Source organism: Paenibacillus sp. NRS-1760 (assembly GCF_050467785.1).
Taxonomy (GTDB): Bacteria; Bacillota; Bacilli; order Paenibacillales; family Paenibacillaceae; genus Pristimantibacillus.
Genome location: NZ_JBITPK010000013.1, coordinates 444,643 through 461,534 on the forward strand (window position 1 = coordinate 444,643; position 16,892 = coordinate 461,534).

The window sequence follows — 16,892 nt, forward strand, 5'->3', positions numbered from 1 at the left end:
AATCTTCATATCCATTGTTAATAACAAAATAAGGAGCCATCACAAGTGATGGCTCCTTTGCTGTTCATTAATGTTTTAGTATGCTGACCAACCGCCATCTGCGGTAACTACAGTGCCGTTAATAAAGCTAGAATCATCTGAAGCTAGAAATAAAGCAACGCTCGCAATTTGTTTCGGATCTGCCGCTTCTCCGCGTTGTAAGGACATACCAGCCATAGCTTGTTCGATACCAAACGGATCAGCATGTGTCATACCTGCACCAATGTTTGTAGCAACAGCGCCAGGCGCGATTGCATTACATCGAATGCCGAGCTTGCCATATTGGAACCCTACATTTTTGGTAATGCCAACAACAGCATGCTTGGAAGCTGTGTAAGCAATGCCTGCGCGTGAACCAAATAGACCGCCGACAGAGGCTGTGTTAATAATGACGCCATGGCCTTGCTTCGTCATGAGGGGAATAGCTTTGCGAATAGCTCTCATAGGACCAGTTACGTTAATGTCCATTACTCTGTTCCACATTTCATCGGTAACGGATTCTGCGGGTAGCATTTGATCCATAATACCTGCATTGTTTACTAATATATCAAGTTTGCCGAAATCATTTACAGCAGTGTCAATCATTCGGGCAACGTCTTCTTCCTTTGTAACGTTTGTAACTACGCCTTTGGCTTGTCCACCAGATGAATTAATTTCCTCAACAACAGAAGTTACTGCCGCTTCATTAATATCAGCTACAACTACTTGAGCACCTTCTTGTGCGAATAATAAAGCCATTTCCTTGCCCATACCTGACGCTGCGCCTGTTATTACGGCTGTTTTTCCTTGTAATTTCATTTGAATCATCCTCTCGACTAGGCAGATTGGTTCTTTCTTTATTTGACGACGTCCTGTCGTATATACTTAGGATAACAAGTTAAGTGATTATTACTATGACATTTCGAGTCAAAATGTCGTTTAAGGTATAAATTAGTTCAACAAGCATGTGAATGAACGAGGGGCTGAGCAAATGACAAAAGTGTACAATACCTTAGATGTACGTGGTGTCCGCACCCGCACATTTCTCAAAGAAGCGCTGTTATCACTGATGGCTGTCAAAAGCTATAACCAAATAAAAATTAAAGAAGTAACAGAAATAGCGGGTGTAAACCGCGTAACCTACTATGATCATTTCTCAACGAAAGATGAGCTCCTTATGGAGCTTATTGAAGACGTGCTAACTGAATACGCCGATATTATTGAAGGCGTTACAGAATTCCCAGCGTCAAAGCGACCGTCCATTGAATATATGAAGACGATCAGGCTATCCGTTGGTCATATAAAAAAACATTCCGATTTCTATAGCATCATGCTGCTTGGAAATGGCGTTCTTAACTTCTCGGATCGACTTCATGATCAAATGTTTGAATCTTTGCTTCAATTAGTACGCCGGATGGGGCAGCAGAATCCGGAGATTGAGTCGGACCTGCTTGTGAACTGGATTGTTGGAGGGGCTATAGGAATATATAAATACTGGCTGCAAAATGGGATGCGGCAAACCGAGGAAGAAATTTCACGGCAGATGCTGAAAATAACGATGGCTTCTAGTCAGGTTTTCAATTTGCGTACATATGTCATTCCTTAAGGCAATTAAAAAGCTGCCTCTAATTAGTATGGCAGCTAATAGGTGAATCTTATTTATTTAGAATGCTATCTACCCATAAGTAACAGCTTTCTAATTGTTGTTCGCTAATACGATCAGACCTGTGCTCGAACATGATCCTTACTTTATTATTTTCTTCTCTAATAATGTTCAAATAATCTTCTATCGGTGCCCATCCCTCATGGGGACTGAGTTCGGGGAGTGCCGGATGATGTCTATTTTGAATGGTATCGGTAATTTGCATGTTTGACAAATGAATCGAAGCAGTATATTTCGTATACTTTCTAAATATTTTTCTTGCATCTAGCGAAGGATCTATACTCTCTTGATGAAATAGTCTTGCCGTATCCAGGCACAGCTTAATTTTCGGGTACTTTAAAAGCAAATTTTCTAAGAAATCCGTATCATAGATATACTTATTTAGTGCATCAAACTCCAGTAATGGGGTGAAATGATATTGCTCGCTTTTTTCCGTAAGCCAGTTGAAAAGGTATTCGCTTTTTTCAACAAATTGCTCAAAACAATAATTGCTTTCTAAAATGTATTCCGTGCTATTCGTAAATTTCCATGTATCCCAGTTGACGTTGTCATCCAATAGGACTGGTTTAGGATAATGGAACAAAATATAATCAAGTGGGGCTGTTGCTAAATAATTCAGCTCTTCTTCAATATTGTTGAATGCATCAGTTCTAATCTTATCATCTAATGATAAAACTAATGCATCTCTTAGTTTTGACGCATTAGCTCGCATAGGAAAATGCACTCCGATATGAAACCCTCTTTTTTTTGCTTCTTCAACAAGCTTTAAATAATCTTCATGGGTATGGAACAAACATGCTTCAATCCCATAAAAACTATCTCTAAAATCCTTTTCATATTTACGGTCATCAAATCCTCCGTATTGCCCGATCATAAATTGTTTGATGAAAATCTCCTCCTCTTCCATAGACGTCATTACAATTCGACAGAAAACCCCATTTTCCTGTTATGGAAGTCATAAATTTTTCTTTTTTATGGAAGTGGCTACTTTTGTTTAACGAGGAACAACCCAATAACGATAATCACTAAGCCAACCCAGTTTTTCCAATTGGGGAATTCTTTTAGAAACAAGTACCCCATAATTAACGAAATTAATATTTCCAAACACTTAGCGGCTACTAAAGTAAAGCTAAGATTCCCGGAAGATTTGAGACCATACTTTACACCATAACCAATAGATAAATTAGCCATTAAAAAGAAGGGTAACATTAGCAATTGAAACTTTAAAGTTGACCAAAATTGGGGTTCAATATGTTTCCCTTGATAAGAAAAAATATAATTAACTACAAACAATCCTCCAAATAAAAGCCCAAAGCTATACAGGTAAGTCATAAGAACCTCCAACTATTGTTTTTAAATTCGTTTGTTTCTTTATGAATTGCATGTAAAAAATCTTTGATCGCTATCGTCGATTAATGTTTCCTGAAGCCAACTTTTTTATCCATGACAAAGAATTAATCTGACAGAATACTTGAAAAATCGAGCTGAAATCGAAAGGGATAAACTATATGCATTTTGTGCAAATTTCTCTGTTTCAGATGGAGTAAGCAAATGGTCAATGACACAATATAGAAAGAAAATAGATAAAATGATTGACACAATATACGGTAGGGGGGTATAGTGTGTTTATGAGAAAGAGCAGTAAACTTCTTAAACATTGTATTTTCAATACGAAGATAAAAATAAATGATTCACATAAAGGAGATATGAACAATGAAAAATGTAACATTACATGTTGAAGGAATGTCTTGCAATCACTGTGTTAATTCCATTGAAGGAGCATTAAACACGATAGGTGCACAAGGAAAAGTGGATCTGGCGAGTGAATCGGTTCAAGTTGAGTTCGACGAAAGTAAGCTAACACTTGAAACGATCAAGGAAACCATAGAAGAACAAGGATATGAAGTTCATTAATCGAGAAAAAAAGAGGTGATCATCATGGAAGCGACTAGCTCAGATACGAAGCAAACTTCCCTGCAAATTATTGGAATGACTTGTGCAGCTTGCGCGAATAGGATTGAGAAAGGATTAAATAAGCTTGAAGGTGTTTCGGAAGCGAATGTAAATTTTGCAATGGAACGTGCTACCGTAATTTATGATCCAAGCAAAACAAACATTGCAAATATGGAACAAAGCATACAGAAGCTTGGGTACAGCACGGCTAAGGAAAGCGTTGATTTGCAGCTAGTTGGGATGACTTGCGCAGCTTGTGCACTTAAAATCGAGAAAGCTTTAAATAAACTGCCTGGTATCACGAATGCTACCGTTAATTTCGCAATAGAAACTGCTCATGTAGAATTCAATCCTTCAGATGTAACTTTGTCAGATATGCAAAAACGAGTCGAGAAACTCGGGTACAAAGCAGTGCCAAAACAAGAGGTTGGCGATCCGGCAGAGCATCGTCAAAAAGAAATTAAACAACAAAAGCGCAAGCTTCTCATATCTGCCATCTTGTCGCTGCCGCTGCTTTGGTCCATGGTGACTCATTTTTCATTTACATCATGGATTTGGATGCCTGAAATTTTTATGAATCCTTGGTTTCAGCTTGCCCTTGCAACTCCGGTTCAATTTTATGTCGGAAAACATTTTTATGTTGGAGCCTACAAAGCACTTCGCAACAAAAGTGCCAATATGGATGTTCTGGTAGCTCTAGGTACGTCAGCTGCTTACTTTTATAGCCTATATCTGACAATAGATTGGGCAACGATGTCTGGAAATATGCACCACAGTCCATCCATGTATTATGAAACAAGCGCAGTTTTAATTACACTCGTTATTCTCGGTAAATTATTTGAAGGTTTGGCGAAAGGGCGTACTTCTGAAGCAATCAAGACACTAATGGGATTACAAGCCAAGACGGCGTTAGTCGTTCGTGATGGTCAAGAGCTAACGATTCCTGTCGAGGAAGTGCTTACTGGAGACGTTGTGCTGGTAAAACCGGGTGAGAAGGTTCCGGTGGATGGTGAAGTCATCGAAGGTACATCAGCGGTGGATGAGTCCATGCTGACTGGTGAAAGCATTCCAGTGGATAAAAAAATTGGCGACCATGTAATCGGAGCGACGATTAACAAAAATGGTCGGTTGAAAGTGAAAGCAACAAAGGTCGGCAAAGAAACGGCTTTAGCACAAATTATTAAAGTTGTAGAAGAAGCGCAGGGTTCAAAAGCACCAATTCAGCGTGTTGCTGATGTTATCTCAGGTATCTTTGTACCGATTGTTGTTGGAATCGCACTTGCAGCTTTTGTTGTATGGTACTTCTGGATAAGTCCTGGCGATTTCGCTAATGCATTAGAGATTGCGATCGCGATACTTGTCATCGCTTGTCCGTGTGCTCTCGGTCTTGCAACACCTACGTCGATTATGGCAGGTTCTGGTCGTGCTGCAGAGCTCGGAGTTCTCTTTAAAGGCGGCGAGCATCTCGAATCAACGCATAAAATTGATGCAATTATTTTGGATAAAACAGGAACGGTGACCAAAGGCAAACCCGAATTAACGGATGTATTTGTGGAGACGATGGATGAATATGCTTTCTTGCGTCTCGTCGGCGCTGCTGAGAAAAACTCAGAGCATCCGCTTGCGGAAGCAATTGTATCCGGCATATTGGCTAAAGACATTGAGCTTCCAAACGCTGATGAATTTGAAGCGATTCCTGGGTATGGCATTCGGGCAATTGTGGATGGCAAAGAGATATTAGCCGGTACTCGGAAGCTGATGGGGAAATATAGCATTCAAGCGGAGCATGCTTTTGAACAAATGTCTATCCTAGAGCAAGCAGGAAAAACAACGATGCTGTTCGCGATTGATGGCCAATATGCAGGTATGGTAGCCGTTGCTGACACCATTAAGGAGACTTCGAAAGAAGCCGTTTCTCGTTTGAAGCAAATGGGGATTCAAGTCGTTATGATTACTGGTGACAATGAACGTACTGCCCAAGCTATCGCGCGGCAAGTTGGCATTGATCATGTGCTGGCAGAAGTACTTCCAGAAGGTAAAGCTGAGGAAGTGAAGAAATTACAAGCAGAAGGCAAAAAAGTAGCGATGGTTGGTGATGGGATAAATGATGCACCGGCCTTAGCAATGGCGGACATTGGAATGGCTATTGGTACAGGTACAGATGTTGCGATGGAGGCTGCTGATATTACACTAATGCGCGGTGATCTGAATAGCATCCCAGATGCCATCTTTATGAGTCGTAAAACGATGGGCAATATTAGACAAAATCTATTTTGGGCGCTGGCTTACAACTCGTTGGGTATTCCTATTGCAGCAATCGGATTGTTAGCCCCATGGGTCGCTGGTGCGGCTATGGCACTTAGCTCCGTATCCGTTGTGCTAAATGCACTTCGTTTGCAGCGGATGAAAGTATAACTAGCTAAAAATTCGATATTAATCAATGGATCTTTATTATAAAATTGGTTCTTAAAAAAGGTCGCCATCGGCAACCTTTTTTTTGTATCTATGTTTTTACTCTAATGATGGGAATGATTCAATCGGATTCGTGAAATCATATGGGCAGAAGGAGGGGGCATAGTGGATAAGAAAGTGATCGTTTCAGCGATAACAAAATCAAAAGGCAGGAAAAGCCTTTACCATTTTACACGAGAAAGGAACTTGTCTGCGATCGTACAACATAATGCACTTTGGTCGAGCAAACATCTTTATCCATTCCATATCGGCGAGCGGCGATCAGAGGTCAAAGAAGTTAAATATTTCAAACATACGGTTGTCATTAATGCGCATCTAAGGATTGTTGAGAGTATGATGGATGCGAATTGTACACATGAACAATTTCGGGCTTATCTCGATCAACATGTGTTCTTTTGGCCCACATTAAAGGATTGTCGCAAAATGTTGGATACATACAAAGGAAGAGAACCGGATGAAGCATTTGTTATTTTACAGTTCGAAGCATTTCCAATATTGATGGATCATTATTCGGCCGTTAAATTGTCCAAATACGATTCGGGGAGTTCACCAAGATTTCCAAAGAGCTGCAAGTATAAGAAAAGTTTAGAGATGTTTCTTTCATTAGATGAATTCCAGAAAAAACGGAATAACACTGTTCCTGTGAAAGCTTCTGAAATACATGAGTTGCTGTTCAAAGACCAAGTTATTAATCTTAATCAATATATACAAGTCATTTATGCTGATCATGATAATGGATTACCTGAGAACTGGAGAAAACTTGTGAAGCCGTTGGAAAGTTTCTCTTAGAGTTTATGATACTTCAATTACATATGAGGTCATTTCTTTTATTTTTGCTTGTTTGGAGGCGCTGCTAAACACATACATAGTACAAAAAGCATAACTTTTGTCGTTCTCAAGTTTTATAACTCCATTCATTGCTGCCGTGTTTCCGTGTGTGACGATATTTGTAATTTGTAATTCGATGGTCTTGCAAATACATGAACACTAACGCTCAGTTGGTGTTTTTTTGTATTGTATTATTCCTTTTCGTTAGCTTGATCAAATGATGATCTAGCCAATTCAACAAGAGAATAATTTGTTCTTGTCCACTGCTTCAAGGCACACAGTGGCTCGAGCAAAGACTCGCCCAACTTGGTGAGCGAATACTCAACGATTGGTGGAACAGCCGGAGTCATATCTCGCTGAACCAAACCGTCACGTTCCAATTGCCGCAAGGTTTGCGTTAGCATTTTTTTTGAAATTCCATCAATCCGTCTGCTAATTTCTCCGTATCGAATAATACCGTCTTCCAATGCATAAATGACCAATGCTGACCATTTGTTTGCAATGATTTCAAGTACTTTGCTGTAAGAGCATTCAGATATTGAAATGTCGGGTTGAACGGTTTTATGTGAGGATGATGTTTTCATTTATGGCCCTCCTTATGCACTTTTTGGTTCATTGGAAACCTTAAAGTGCCTTCTTACTTTATTTTAGTTTGTATATTATTGTATGTCTATATTATCCATAAAGGAGAGAATATTATGAAAGTATACGAAATTAACGGTGAATTTGGAATTGATCGATTGAAGGCATCCGACCGCCCAATACCAGTGCCCCGTTCAAATGAAGTTGTTATCAAAATGCATGCGGTTTCTTTAAACGCTAGAGATTTGGGCGTTATCAATGGGTTTTATAACCCCAATTTAAATACGCCATTAATTCCAGTATCTGATGGTGTAGGTGAAGTTGTGTCCCTGGGAGAAAACTCAAACAAATTCAAAATTGGAGATAGAGTAAGTGGAATTTTCACTCAAAGCTGGATTACTGGTGAGCCGACACAACAAAACTGGGTAAGTACACTAGGCAGTCCGTTGAATGGACTGCTCGCGGAATTTGTTGTGCTGCCAGAAGAAGGGTTAGTTCATGTACCTGATCGATTGACGGATATAGAAGCGGCAACCCTGCCTTGTGCAGGCGTGACAGCATGGCATGCTCTCATTGAGGAAGGCAAGATTAAAGCGGGTGATACCGTTGTCGTACAGGGGACAGGTGGCGTCTCCTTGTTCGCACTTCAATTCGCAAAACTGTATGGAGCAACTGTTATTGTAACATCAAGCAGTGACGAGAAGCTTAATAGAGCGAAGGAAATTGGGGCGGATTTTGGCATTAACTATAAACAAACACCCGAATGGGATAAGGCTGTACTTGCACTGACGGAGGGACGTGGAGCAGACCATATCGTTGATCTCGGCGGATCAGCTACGTTAAATAGATCGATCTCAGCACTCCGTGTAGGTGGACATATCAGCATGATCGGCGGTCTATCGGGGTTTCGTGTAGAAGGATTTGACATTATCCCTGCAATTGTTAGAAAAGCGCGTCTTCAAGCGATCAACGTAGGCAGCCGGGTCATGTTTGAAGCGATGAATTTTGCTATTGAACATAGCGAGCTACATCCCATAGTTGATTCAGTGTATCCATTTGAACATGCAGTAGATGCGCTTCAGTACTTGACGAAGGGGTCATACTTTGGGAAAGTTGTTATTTCATTTAAACATTAATGCCATTATTTTTAAGTAAACATGATTCTTTTTCTACAATCTCATATCCAATATTTCCACATTCGATGAGGAGAAAAACACAAAAAGCCCATACAATGGGCTTTTTGTGTTCATGCTATTTAAGAAAATATTCACTGTCTGAATAGATGGAAGGCATTAAGCATTCTGATTAGTAGCCACAGCCGCCGCCAAAGATGCCGCAACTACAAGCTATAATCACCAACAAAATGAACAGAACCAGGATAATACCAACATTGTGATTAGCACCACCAACAAATCCACCCATCAAACATTCACCTCCAATGTTTAAAGTACACTGTAGTTTATGTGCGTATGGTACGGTATGATTGGACGTTTGTTCTGTAAGGATATTTGCCCAATAAGCTGTTGTAAGAAAAGAGAAAGCCCATGGCATGGACTTTCTCCTTTTTACTATGAGATGTTATAGGTTAAATGAGCATACATTGTGGCAGGTGCTGTTATGGTTTTATTCATATGACAGAACAGGGTTTGTTATCTAGACAGTTTTTGTTCTAAGCGCGGTCACGGCAGTGAGTAGCGATAATAACCAACAAAATGAACAGAACTAGAATAAAACCGATATTTCCCATCAAACATTCACCCCCTGTGTTTTGACTACACTATAAATTATGTATTGATAGAGCGAAGTGATTGGATGGTTGTACTGGTATGATAATAGCCTTATAGAAAACAACCATAGCAGCTCATATTATTTTCGGTGTTTTAGATAAAAAATCGTTTAAGCGAGCAAAGACATCGACATCACAAAGTCATATATTAATAGTGAAAGCATTTACAGAGGAGTGATTTCGATGGAAAATCCAAAAGTAATGTTCGTGAGCCCCTTACAAGTTGAGACGGTTAAAGAGAATTACACTCTAAAAAAATTGAATGAAAAAGAAATATTTGTGCAATTGATATATTCCCTCATTAGCCCAGGAACTGAACTAGCAATGTTAACGGGTAAAGAAGAATGGGCTAAGCTTCCGCTATGTCCGGGATATGCAAGCGTAAGCAAAGTAATGGAGACAGGTGAGGGCGTTAAAGATTTGAATCCAGGAGATATCGTGTTTCATTATGGACAGCATAGCAAATATCAAGTTGTTAACACGAATGAGCTATGTATTCAAGTTCCTGAAAATCTGGATTTAAAATGGGTGCCATTTACCCGTATGGCTACGGTTGCCTTCACATCGATACGTGTATCTGAAATTGAAATTGGTGACTTTGTAAGTGTGACTGGGCTTGGATTAGTCGGTAATTTGGCTGCTCAGCTTGCTAGGCTTCAGGGAGCTACGGTTATTGGGGTCGATTTATCAAAAGAAAGAATTCGGACTGCCGAGGCTTGCAGCGTGGATTACACGATTGATGGTGGAGTAGAAGATACAAAGCAACGGATATCAATGTTAACCAAGGGTGCTGGTGTATCCACACATATTGAGGCAACTGGCGTACCTGCTGTCGGAGTTGACAGTCTGAAGTGGATTGCTAAGCTTGGTGAAATTATTTTCTTGGGTAGTCCTCGCGGAGAGTACAACACAGATGTTACTGATATTTTAAACTATTGTCATCTTTATGGCCGAGGCTGTATTACGTTTAAGGGCGCGCATGAGTGGCGTTATCCGGTTGAACCTAATGAATTTGTTAAACACTCTTTAGTTAGAAATTCAAAGATTGTATTTGAGCTTATGAAACAAAATAGGCTTCAGATCGAACCATTAATTAGTCATGTGATTAAGCCGGAGCAAGCACAAGAAGCGTACGAGGGATTAAGAGTCAATAAAGATCAGTATAATGGTGTATTGTTTGACTGGTCTTAAGCGGATAACGGCTGAATGTTCTATTCTAGCGGATAAACAGTTTTAATTATGAGTAATTTTAATATGCTTCATTTATAATGGGAGGAGGATGGATAGAAGCGTTCCGATAGTAGGGGTGAAGGTAATGGATGAGACTTGGATGAACAGCATATCGCCTTTCGTAAGGGCGGTGAGAATGATGACGACTTCATCCTTAGCCGGTGAATGGATGGATCACGATCATGTGTTTACCTATATCGAACAAGGTGAAGCTGAGTTTTTCTTGAGCGGTGTTAAATATGTTGCTCAAGAAGGCGATGTGCTGTTGATGCATCCTTTTATGCCTCACATTATTCGATCGATCTCTGATCAACCATTAATTCAATATATTATTCATTTTGATCTATATTATGATGAGGAAAGAAGTTTATTGGATTTCACAACAGCTTCCAAAATTCATAATACTAACATTGTGGATAAGGAAATGCAGTTAACATCCATTATTCCCATTTCACACATACAGTTGGCAGACAGAATAGAGCTGAAAAAGAAGTTTTTGCAGCTTCACAAACATTTTCAGGAGAAAAGAGTTGGATATTTTTTATTAACTAAATCAATCTGCTTGGAGCTGTTATATTTATTTTTAAAAAACCAAACGGATCGCAATGAAGGGAAATTGACTAAAGGCTGGGCATTCATTGAAAGAGCAATCCATTACATCCATGACAGCTATCAAGATCATGATTTAAATAATGTTTCTATAAGTAAATATGTCGGGGTGTCTACGAATCATTTGTCTCATTTGTTTAAGCAGCAGCTTGGGATATCCATTCATAAATATGTAACGCATATTAGAATTGAGCATGCAAAATTACTGATCATGGAAGGGAAGTATACCGTGACAGAAATTTCTGAAAATGTTGGTTACTCCAGCATATATTTATTTAGTCGTTCATTTAAAGCCGCTGTAGGCATAACGCCCAGTGGCTTTGCGGGTGCTCAAACTAAAGTCATTCAATTGTGAGAAATGCCGCCAGTGATCTGGCGGCATTTCTGATTTGTGTTGTATTCCATTGTTATGATGAGCCAATTCGTTGTTATTTTTTAATTTTAAGTCCTAAAGCTTGCATGAGTTTATGAAATACATCTGTATTTTCGTAGATTCCAGTAAACAGCTCAGCATTTGGACCCATAGCTGTAATCGGAATATCTACGGCAGTATGGCCTGATGTTGTCCAATCCACAACAAAATTAAATTTGCTGTTAGCAACGGCGAAAGGACCATCTTCTTTGGAAATTCCATCGCCGGACTCATCATCGGCATTCACTTCTTCGATGGAGAAACCGCCAGTTTCATGATCGGCTAATACGAGGACAAGTGTATTCGGGTTTTTCTTGGCAAAATCTTTGGCGACTTGAACGGATTTATCCAATTCTTGACCGGCTTTGATCGTCATTTTGGCATTGTTTTGGTGAGCAAACTCATCCGTTCCTTCTTCCTCAACCATTAGGAAAAAGCCTTTATTATTTGTAGCGAGCGTATCTATCGCTTTTTTAGTCATCTCTGCTAGAGACACAACTGGGTTATAAATATCGCCTTCGCCTTCAGGCTTTTGTTGGAACATTTCTTCATTAGCGAATAGACCAAGCAGCTTGCCTTTTTTCACTTTTTGCATTTCTGTTTTGCTTGTAACATAATTGTACCCTAATTGTTTTGCTTTATTTACGAGATTACCTTGTGTTCCTTTGCTTTTTTCAGAAGGATCTTCGATCGGCTCATCTGGGAATTTACCAGGCTCTCCAGCTGGATACCAGAAATCTTCGCCTCCACCGAGAATGACGTCAACTTTGCTTTGTGTCAATAGCTGCAAAGCGATCTCACTTTGTTTAGAACGTTCATCAACATGTGCGCCGAAAGCAGCTCCCGTAGCGTCTGTTACTTGACTTGTTGTTACAATTCCAGTTGATTTTCCAGATTCCTTGGCGTATTCCATGATCGTTTTTATTTTTACTTTATTGGCATCCATTCCAATTGCACCATTGTACGTTTTCACACCGCTGGCATATGCCGTAGCTGATGCAGCTGAATCGGTTACAGGAACAGTAGAGCTCGTGTGCAGCAAACCTACGTAAGGCATCGAATCCATAGCGAGGTTGCCTTTTAAGCCGACGGTAGCAAGGCGGATAGCATCACGTTGAGCCGTTCCCATCCCATCGCCAATAAACAAAATGACATTTTTCGTTTTTGTAGTAGCTGCTTCAACTTGATTAGGCGATTGTGTACTGATCATGCTCGTAATCAGAAGGGCAGTAGCTGCTGTACCTACAATCGCGGCCTTAATTCCGTTCTTTTTAACAAGTTTCATAAATTCCCTCCTAAAGTAAGTTTACTATTTTATAGTAGTGTAATTACATTAAGAGAGTGTTTTCTTCATTTCTTGTTATTGTAAAAGATGATTTCTCAACCACCGCACATTCAAATAACATTACCTTTAATCATGGTCCATTCTACTTGGAAATGTTCATTTATCAAAACAAGATCGGCATCTAATCCTGTTTTGATTGTACCTGTCATATGATCCATACCTAATATTCGAGCAGGAGTCGTTGAGGCCATTTGAATAGCGTCGAGCATGGAAATACCGGTTTCGGTCGTGAAGCGGAGTGCTTCATTCATTGTAACTACACTAGAGGCTAATGTTCCATCCGCAAGCTGCGCAACGCCATTGGTTACTGTTACTTGATGGCCGCCAAAGAGATAGCTGCCATCTCCTAAACCCATGGCTTGTAATGCATCTGTGATCAGTACCATGTTTTCGGGTCCTTTAATGCGATGCATCAAACGAACTATAGCAGGATGGAGGTGGACTCCATCAACTATGGCTTGAATACTCACATGATCTGCTTCAAAAGCAGCAGCGACGAGCCCAGGATCTCGATGATGAATCGGCCGCATGCCATTAAAGCAATGTGTAACATGGCTAGCTCCAGCATCAAATGCTAACTTAGCTTCCTCATACGTTGCATCAGAATGTGCGACAGCAATGATAACTTCCATTTCTTTCAAATAAGAGAGAAGTTCCATTCCACCGGGTAATTCTGGGGCAATCGTTACCATTTTAATAAATCCATCTGCTTCTTCGAAAATTTGCTTCATCTCACCAAGATGCGGATGACGTAAATACTTTTCATTTTGCATCCCTTTACGCTTCGGATTCAGATAAGGTCCCTCTAAATGAAGTCCAGCAATTTTGGCGCCGACCTCAAATCCAACTACTCGTTTAACACTACGAACCATAGCTAATAATTCATCCATTGTTGAGCTTACTGATGTAGCAAGAAACGAGGTGCAGCCGGTTGCAGCACAAGCCCGAGAAACCTCTTGAATACTCGCTTCGCTTCCATCCATCATATCGAACCCGTTAGCTCCATGTATATGCACATCGATCATGCCGGGGATTAACCATTGCCCGTTCCCATCTATAAGCTCATATTCCTCCTCTGGAAGAGGCGAAAGGGGAGTATGATTATTTTCTATTTTTTCGATAATTCCATTTCTAATCCAGACGGTACTAGCTGGCAAAATAGCATCAGGCTGAACGATTTGAACGTTATGCACTATTTTATTATTCATCTTTATTTTCCTCCTCGAGTTTGTTGTTCATCTCAGAGCAAATAACTGTTATATTTTTCTGATCAAGTATTTCTTCTATTTCACTAGGCACTTCTTGATCGGTAATTAAAATATCAATATAGTCAAAATCTAAACGATAAACCGACTTGTTTTTAAACTTCGTAAAATCAGCTACAGCGATAACCTGGTCTGATCTGCGTGCCATCTCTTTTTTGATATGAGCATCTTCTTCAAACGGGTAGTAGAGCCCATCTGATTGAATCGCAGCGGCGCCAATAAACACTTTATCAGCTCTCATTTCACGAAGCTTTTCAATTACGGAGGGACCATACAGCAAGCGGTTCTTTACGTGTAAATAACCTCCGAGTACATAAACTTGCAAATCATCTCGATCAGAGAGAATTCTTACGATGTCTATGGACTGAGTAATAGCTGTAATATTTTTCGCGGAGATTTGTTCGGCCACAGCCTGAACAGTTGTAGAAACGTCTAATATGACCGTCTCATGATCATGAATGAGCTTTGCTGCCACCAATCCAATTTTGATTTTGCTATCTGTCTCATCAATTAGCCGTTCCTGATAGGAAGCAAGCTCCTTCTGTAATTGAGGAGAGGCTACTCCACCATGTGTTCGATTGACTACACCTTCTTGCACTAATTTAACGATATCTCTTCGAGCTGTATCCCTTGATACACCGAGATGGGTACAAATATCCATGACACTCATCGTTTGATGTTCTTTTAAATATTCGAGTATTTTCAATAATCTCTGCTCTTGATAGATGATGAACACCTCCTTGTAAGTAAGTTTATCGTATTTTTTAAGTAAATGAAAGTATTATTTAAGTATTTAGAAGTAAGTTATAAGTAAGTTAAAGTAATTTGTAGGATGTTAGGATTGAAAAAAGGAAGGTCAGTGTCGGTGGGGGAACCTTGTTCACGATCGTTCAAGAGCTGATTTCAACATGGATTCATTTTTATTCCACGATATCGTCGGAAATGGGCTTATGAGAACATTGAAACGCTAAATGTTATCAAAAGGGAATTAATGGGGTATACGTCCACAAGGAGTGAAATAAATGAACACTAAGGAACAGATTGATGAGGCGAGAATAACGCTTATTGGCAGATTGTTTACGTTAGGTGGATCTGTTCTTTTCTTTATAGGTTCACTGATTGTAGCTATTATTGGATACGAAGCCTACGTAAATTTACTTACTCCTCAAAATAAATTGAACAATCTAAGGCGTACATAATTTAAAGCCTGAGTTCGTATTTATGGCAGCAAAAACAAAGCGAATAAGCAGAGAACTTAAGCTTTGGTTCCCAATATCTTAAACTCGCTCATGTCTAATGACATGGGATTTTTATTTTGCTGGTTTCTTCCAAAAATTACATGATTATTTTCTATTTTTTATGATATTATACTGGTGACAAGATCGTTTAAAAGAATGTTGAAAATATAGCAAAAAGGAGAGGGAATTGATATCTAGATATGATAAATCAATTATTAATTCATCTAATTATCATATGTTTTCCGATCTTTATCCAACAATTTTTTTATTCTCGAAATAAATTAATTAATAGAATTTCTTATCAAGTTCTAAATGGATTTGTGTTTGGAGCATCCTCTATCCTTTGTATGGCTTATCCTGTTTATGTGATGGGCAACTTTCATGGCGATTTAAGAAGTATTCCTTTAATTGTTCTGATCATTTATAGCTACGAGTACATTTTACCTGGCATTATTGCCCTAGCTGCTGCCATCATATACTGCTTGTGTATGGGAGGAGATGATGTCTTCCTTTCTACAGCAACATTGTTGCTAAGTGTGGGGCCGTGTTTCTTTTTTTTAAAGTCGTTGCGTAAAAAACAAGCTGCCAGACGCATGCTGATTTGTATGAACTTATCGATTTATTCCGTTATTGTGTTCATTTTATCTTTTTTTGTCTATCTCGAGATTAACTCCTACACAAACGAGATTCATTCAGACTGTATTTTTATCATTTCGATTTTAGCTGCAGCATCATTTATTGGAATGGGTGTCTCTATATTACTGAAAGAGCATTTTATCGAAACGGCATATTTGAAAAATGAGCTGGAGCGTAGTGAAAAATTGAAGATCGTAAGTCAAATTGCTGCTTCTGTTGCTCACGAGGTGCGAAATCCTCTGACGGTAGTGAAAGGATTTTTACAGTTGTTGAAGGAATCTGTAGATGACAAAAAAAAGGATTACTTGAATATTGCTTTATCTGAATTGGATAGAGCAGAGTATATTATTTCTGATTATTTGAATCTTGCTAAGCCGCAAGCAGATCAGCTGGAAGTAATCGAGATTTCCGGATTTCTGGTACATACATTGGAAATTATGAATTCTTATGGGTTAATTCAAAATGTGCAAATCCACTTAAACTGTAATCAAACGGATCTTTATATAAGGGCAGACAAACCGAAGCTGACTCAAGTGATATTAAATCTAATTAAAAATGGGGTAGAAGCGATCCCAGATAAAGGCGAAGTGACTGTCAATGCCTATTATTATAAAGAAGAAATTTGTATAGAAATTATTGATACTGGAAAGGGTATATCCAGAGAGGAATTAGAGCAGTTAGGTACCGTTTTTTTTACGACAAAGGAAACGGGGACAGGCTTAGGCATTTTGGTAACCTTTCGGATAGTCGAAGCATTAAAGGGTAAAATTGCTTTTCATAGCGAGCTCGGAATGGGGACGAAGGTATTGCTGAAATTCCCTGCCGTAGATCAATTGAAATAAGTCTATAAATGAA

General features: G+C 39.3%; 17 protein-coding genes. 9 read left to right on the forward strand and 8 right to left on the reverse strand.

Annotated features, from left to right (window positions below; all coding sequences use genetic code 11):
• Positions 1-75 precede the first annotated feature (75 nt).
• Complete coding sequence (locus ACIFSR_RS17595; RefSeq protein ID WP_430058767.1) at positions 76-837, reverse strand: SDR family oxidoreductase; 762 nt, start codon at positions 835-837, stop codon at positions 76-78.
• A 172-nt stretch (positions 838-1,009) separates the two neighbouring features.
• Between ACIFSR_RS17595 and ACIFSR_RS17600 the strand changes: the two genes are divergently transcribed.
• Positions 1,010-1,624, forward strand: a complete 615-nt coding sequence (locus ACIFSR_RS17600) for a TetR/AcrR family transcriptional regulator (RefSeq protein ID WP_076265770.1) — start codon at positions 1,010-1,012, stop codon at positions 1,622-1,624.
• Between the two features lie 49 nt (positions 1,625-1,673).
• Here the strand turns inward: ACIFSR_RS17600 and ACIFSR_RS17605 are convergent, their stop codons facing one another.
• On the reverse strand, positions 1,674-2,588 hold the full coding sequence (locus ACIFSR_RS17605; protein ID WP_430058770.1) for a sugar phosphate isomerase/epimerase: 915 nt from the start codon (positions 2,586-2,588) through the stop codon (positions 1,674-1,676).
• 77 nt (positions 2,589-2,665) lie between these two features.
• Complete coding sequence (locus ACIFSR_RS17610; protein ID WP_339202759.1) at positions 2,666-3,013, reverse strand: EamA family transporter; 348 nt, start codon at positions 3,011-3,013, stop codon at positions 2,666-2,668.
• A 381-nt stretch (positions 3,014-3,394) separates the two neighbouring features.
• Here ACIFSR_RS17610 and ACIFSR_RS17615 point away from each other — a divergent pair, with 381 nt between their 5' ends.
• The 3 genes from ACIFSR_RS17615 to ACIFSR_RS17625 all read left to right on the forward strand — a co-directional run bounded on the left by ACIFSR_RS17615 (position 3,395) and on the right by ACIFSR_RS17625 (position 6,895).
• Positions 3,395-3,595, forward strand: a complete 201-nt coding sequence (locus tag ACIFSR_RS17615; RefSeq protein WP_339202758.1) for a copper ion binding protein — start codon at positions 3,395-3,397, stop codon at positions 3,593-3,595.
• A gap of 24 nt (positions 3,596-3,619) precedes the next feature.
• Positions 3,620-6,049, forward strand: a complete 2,430-nt coding sequence (locus ACIFSR_RS17620; RefSeq protein WP_430058774.1) for a heavy metal translocating P-type ATPase — start codon at positions 3,620-3,622, stop codon at positions 6,047-6,049.
• Positions 6,050-6,211: 162 nt separating this feature from the next.
• Positions 6,212-6,895, forward strand: a complete 684-nt coding sequence (locus ACIFSR_RS17625; RefSeq protein WP_430058777.1) for a DUF7002 family protein — start codon at positions 6,212-6,214, stop codon at positions 6,893-6,895.
• A gap of 230 nt (positions 6,896-7,125) precedes the next feature.
• Here the strand turns inward: ACIFSR_RS17625 and ACIFSR_RS17630 are convergent, their stop codons facing one another.
• A complete protein-coding gene (locus ACIFSR_RS17630) occupies positions 7,126-7,518 on the reverse strand; it encodes a winged helix-turn-helix transcriptional regulator (RefSeq protein WP_430058779.1) in 393 nt (130 codons plus the stop codon).
• 114 nt (positions 7,519-7,632) lie between these two features.
• Here ACIFSR_RS17630 and ACIFSR_RS17635 point away from each other — a divergent pair, with 114 nt between their 5' ends.
• Positions 7,633-8,652, forward strand: coding sequence for a zinc-dependent alcohol dehydrogenase family protein (locus ACIFSR_RS17635; RefSeq protein WP_339202752.1), 1,020 nt, complete (start codon positions 7,633-7,635; stop codon positions 8,650-8,652).
• A gap of 169 nt (positions 8,653-8,821) precedes the next feature.
• Here ACIFSR_RS17635 and ACIFSR_RS17640 read toward each other — a convergent pair whose 3' ends face one another.
• Complete coding sequence (locus tag ACIFSR_RS17640; RefSeq protein ID WP_430058782.1) at positions 8,822-9,067, reverse strand: hypothetical protein; 246 nt, start codon at positions 9,065-9,067, stop codon at positions 8,822-8,824.
• Positions 9,068-9,485: 418 nt separating this feature from the next.
• Between ACIFSR_RS17640 and ACIFSR_RS17645 the strand changes: the two genes are divergently transcribed.
• A complete protein-coding gene (locus ACIFSR_RS17645) occupies positions 9,486-10,493 on the forward strand; it encodes a zinc-dependent alcohol dehydrogenase (RefSeq protein WP_430058785.1) in 1,008 nt (335 codons plus the stop codon).
• Positions 10,494-10,581: 88 nt separating this feature from the next.
• Complete coding sequence (locus ACIFSR_RS17650) at positions 10,582-11,496, forward strand: AraC family transcriptional regulator (RefSeq protein ID WP_430058788.1); 915 nt, start codon at positions 10,582-10,584, stop codon at positions 11,494-11,496.
• Positions 11,497-11,569: 73 nt separating this feature from the next.
• On the opposite strand, the gene ACIFSR_RS17655 is transcribed toward ACIFSR_RS17650, so the two are convergent.
• From ACIFSR_RS17655 to ACIFSR_RS17665, 3 genes are all read right to left on the reverse strand, one after another.
• The gene (locus ACIFSR_RS17655; RefSeq protein ID WP_339202747.1) at positions 11,570-12,838 is read right to left on the reverse strand and encodes an alkaline phosphatase; all 1,269 of its coding nucleotides are present in this window, start codon (positions 12,836-12,838) and stop codon (positions 11,570-11,572) included.
• 110 nt (positions 12,839-12,948) lie between these two features.
• Complete coding sequence (gene nagA, locus ACIFSR_RS17660) at positions 12,949-14,106, reverse strand: N-acetylglucosamine-6-phosphate deacetylase (RefSeq protein ID WP_430058791.1); 1,158 nt, start codon at positions 14,104-14,106, stop codon at positions 12,949-12,951.
• Positions 14,099-14,869: a DeoR/GlpR family DNA-binding transcription regulator gene (locus tag ACIFSR_RS17665; RefSeq protein ID WP_339202744.1), complete on the reverse strand. Its 771-nt coding sequence runs from the start codon at positions 14,867-14,869 to the stop codon at positions 14,099-14,101. Before ACIFSR_RS17665 ends, nagA begins: the two co-directional genes overlap by 8 nt.
• 316 nt (positions 14,870-15,185) lie before the next feature.
• Here ACIFSR_RS17665 and ACIFSR_RS17670 point away from each other — a divergent pair, with 316 nt between their 5' ends.
• Positions 15,186-15,362 carry a hypothetical protein gene (locus ACIFSR_RS17670; RefSeq protein ID WP_339202743.1) on the forward strand — a complete coding sequence of 59 codons (177 nt, stop codon included), beginning with the start codon at positions 15,186-15,188 and terminating at the stop codon, positions 15,360-15,362.
• Positions 15,363-16,006: 644 nt separating this feature from the next.
• A complete protein-coding gene (locus tag ACIFSR_RS17675) occupies positions 16,007-16,879 on the forward strand; it encodes an ATP-binding protein (protein WP_430058794.1) in 873 nt (290 codons plus the stop codon).
• Positions 16,880-16,892: the final 13 nt, after the last annotated feature.

What these genes read in the sequence shown, in the direction of transcription:
- ACIFSR_RS17615 (WP_339202758.1), top strand. Translation starts at nt 3,395, where the DNA reads ATGAAAAATGTAACATTACATGTTGAAGGAATGTCTTGCAATCACTGT.
- ACIFSR_RS17620 (WP_430058774.1), top strand. Translation starts at nt 3,620, where the DNA reads ATGGAAGCGACTAGCTCAGATACGAAGCAAACTTCCCTGCAAATTATT.
- ACIFSR_RS17600 (WP_076265770.1), top strand. Translation starts at nt 1,010, where the DNA reads ATGACAAAAGTGTACAATACCTTAGATGTACGTGGTGTCCGCACCCGC.
- ACIFSR_RS17605 (WP_430058770.1), bottom strand. Translation starts at nt 2,588, where the DNA reads ATGGAAGAGGAGGAGATTTTCATCAAACAATTTATGATCGGGCAATAC.
- ACIFSR_RS17645 (WP_430058785.1), top strand. Translation starts at nt 9,486, where the DNA reads ATGGAAAATCCAAAAGTAATGTTCGTGAGCCCCTTACAAGTTGAGACG.
- ACIFSR_RS17655 (WP_339202747.1), bottom strand. Translation starts at nt 12,838, where the DNA reads ATGAAACTTGTTAAAAAGAACGGAATTAAGGCCGCGATTGTAGGTACA.
- ACIFSR_RS17650 (WP_430058788.1), top strand. Translation starts at nt 10,582, where the DNA reads ATGGATAGAAGCGTTCCGATAGTAGGGGTGAAGGTAATGGATGAGACT.
- ACIFSR_RS17610 (WP_339202759.1), bottom strand. Translation starts at nt 3,013, where the DNA reads ATGACTTACCTGTATAGCTTTGGGCTTTTATTTGGAGGATTGTTTGTA.
- ACIFSR_RS17630 (WP_430058779.1), bottom strand. Translation starts at nt 7,518, where the DNA reads ATGAAAACATCATCCTCACATAAAACCGTTCAACCCGACATTTCAATA.
- nagA (WP_430058791.1), bottom strand. Translation starts at nt 14,106, where the DNA reads ATGAATAATAAAATAGTGCATAACGTTCAAATCGTTCAGCCTGATGCT.
- ACIFSR_RS17595 (WP_430058767.1), bottom strand. Translation starts at nt 837, where the DNA reads ATGAAATTACAAGGAAAAACAGCCGTAATAACAGGCGCAGCGTCAGGT.
- ACIFSR_RS17635 (WP_339202752.1), top strand. Translation starts at nt 7,633, where the DNA reads ATGAAAGTATACGAAATTAACGGTGAATTTGGAATTGATCGATTGAAG.
- ACIFSR_RS17675 (WP_430058794.1), top strand. Translation starts at nt 16,007, where the DNA reads ATGAACTTATCGATTTATTCCGTTATTGTGTTCATTTTATCTTTTTTT.
- ACIFSR_RS17640 (WP_430058782.1), bottom strand. Translation starts at nt 9,067, where the DNA reads ATGCCATGGGCTTTCTCTTTTCTTACAACAGCTTATTGGGCAAATATC.
- ACIFSR_RS17670 (WP_339202743.1), top strand. Translation starts at nt 15,186, where the DNA reads ATGAACACTAAGGAACAGATTGATGAGGCGAGAATAACGCTTATTGGC.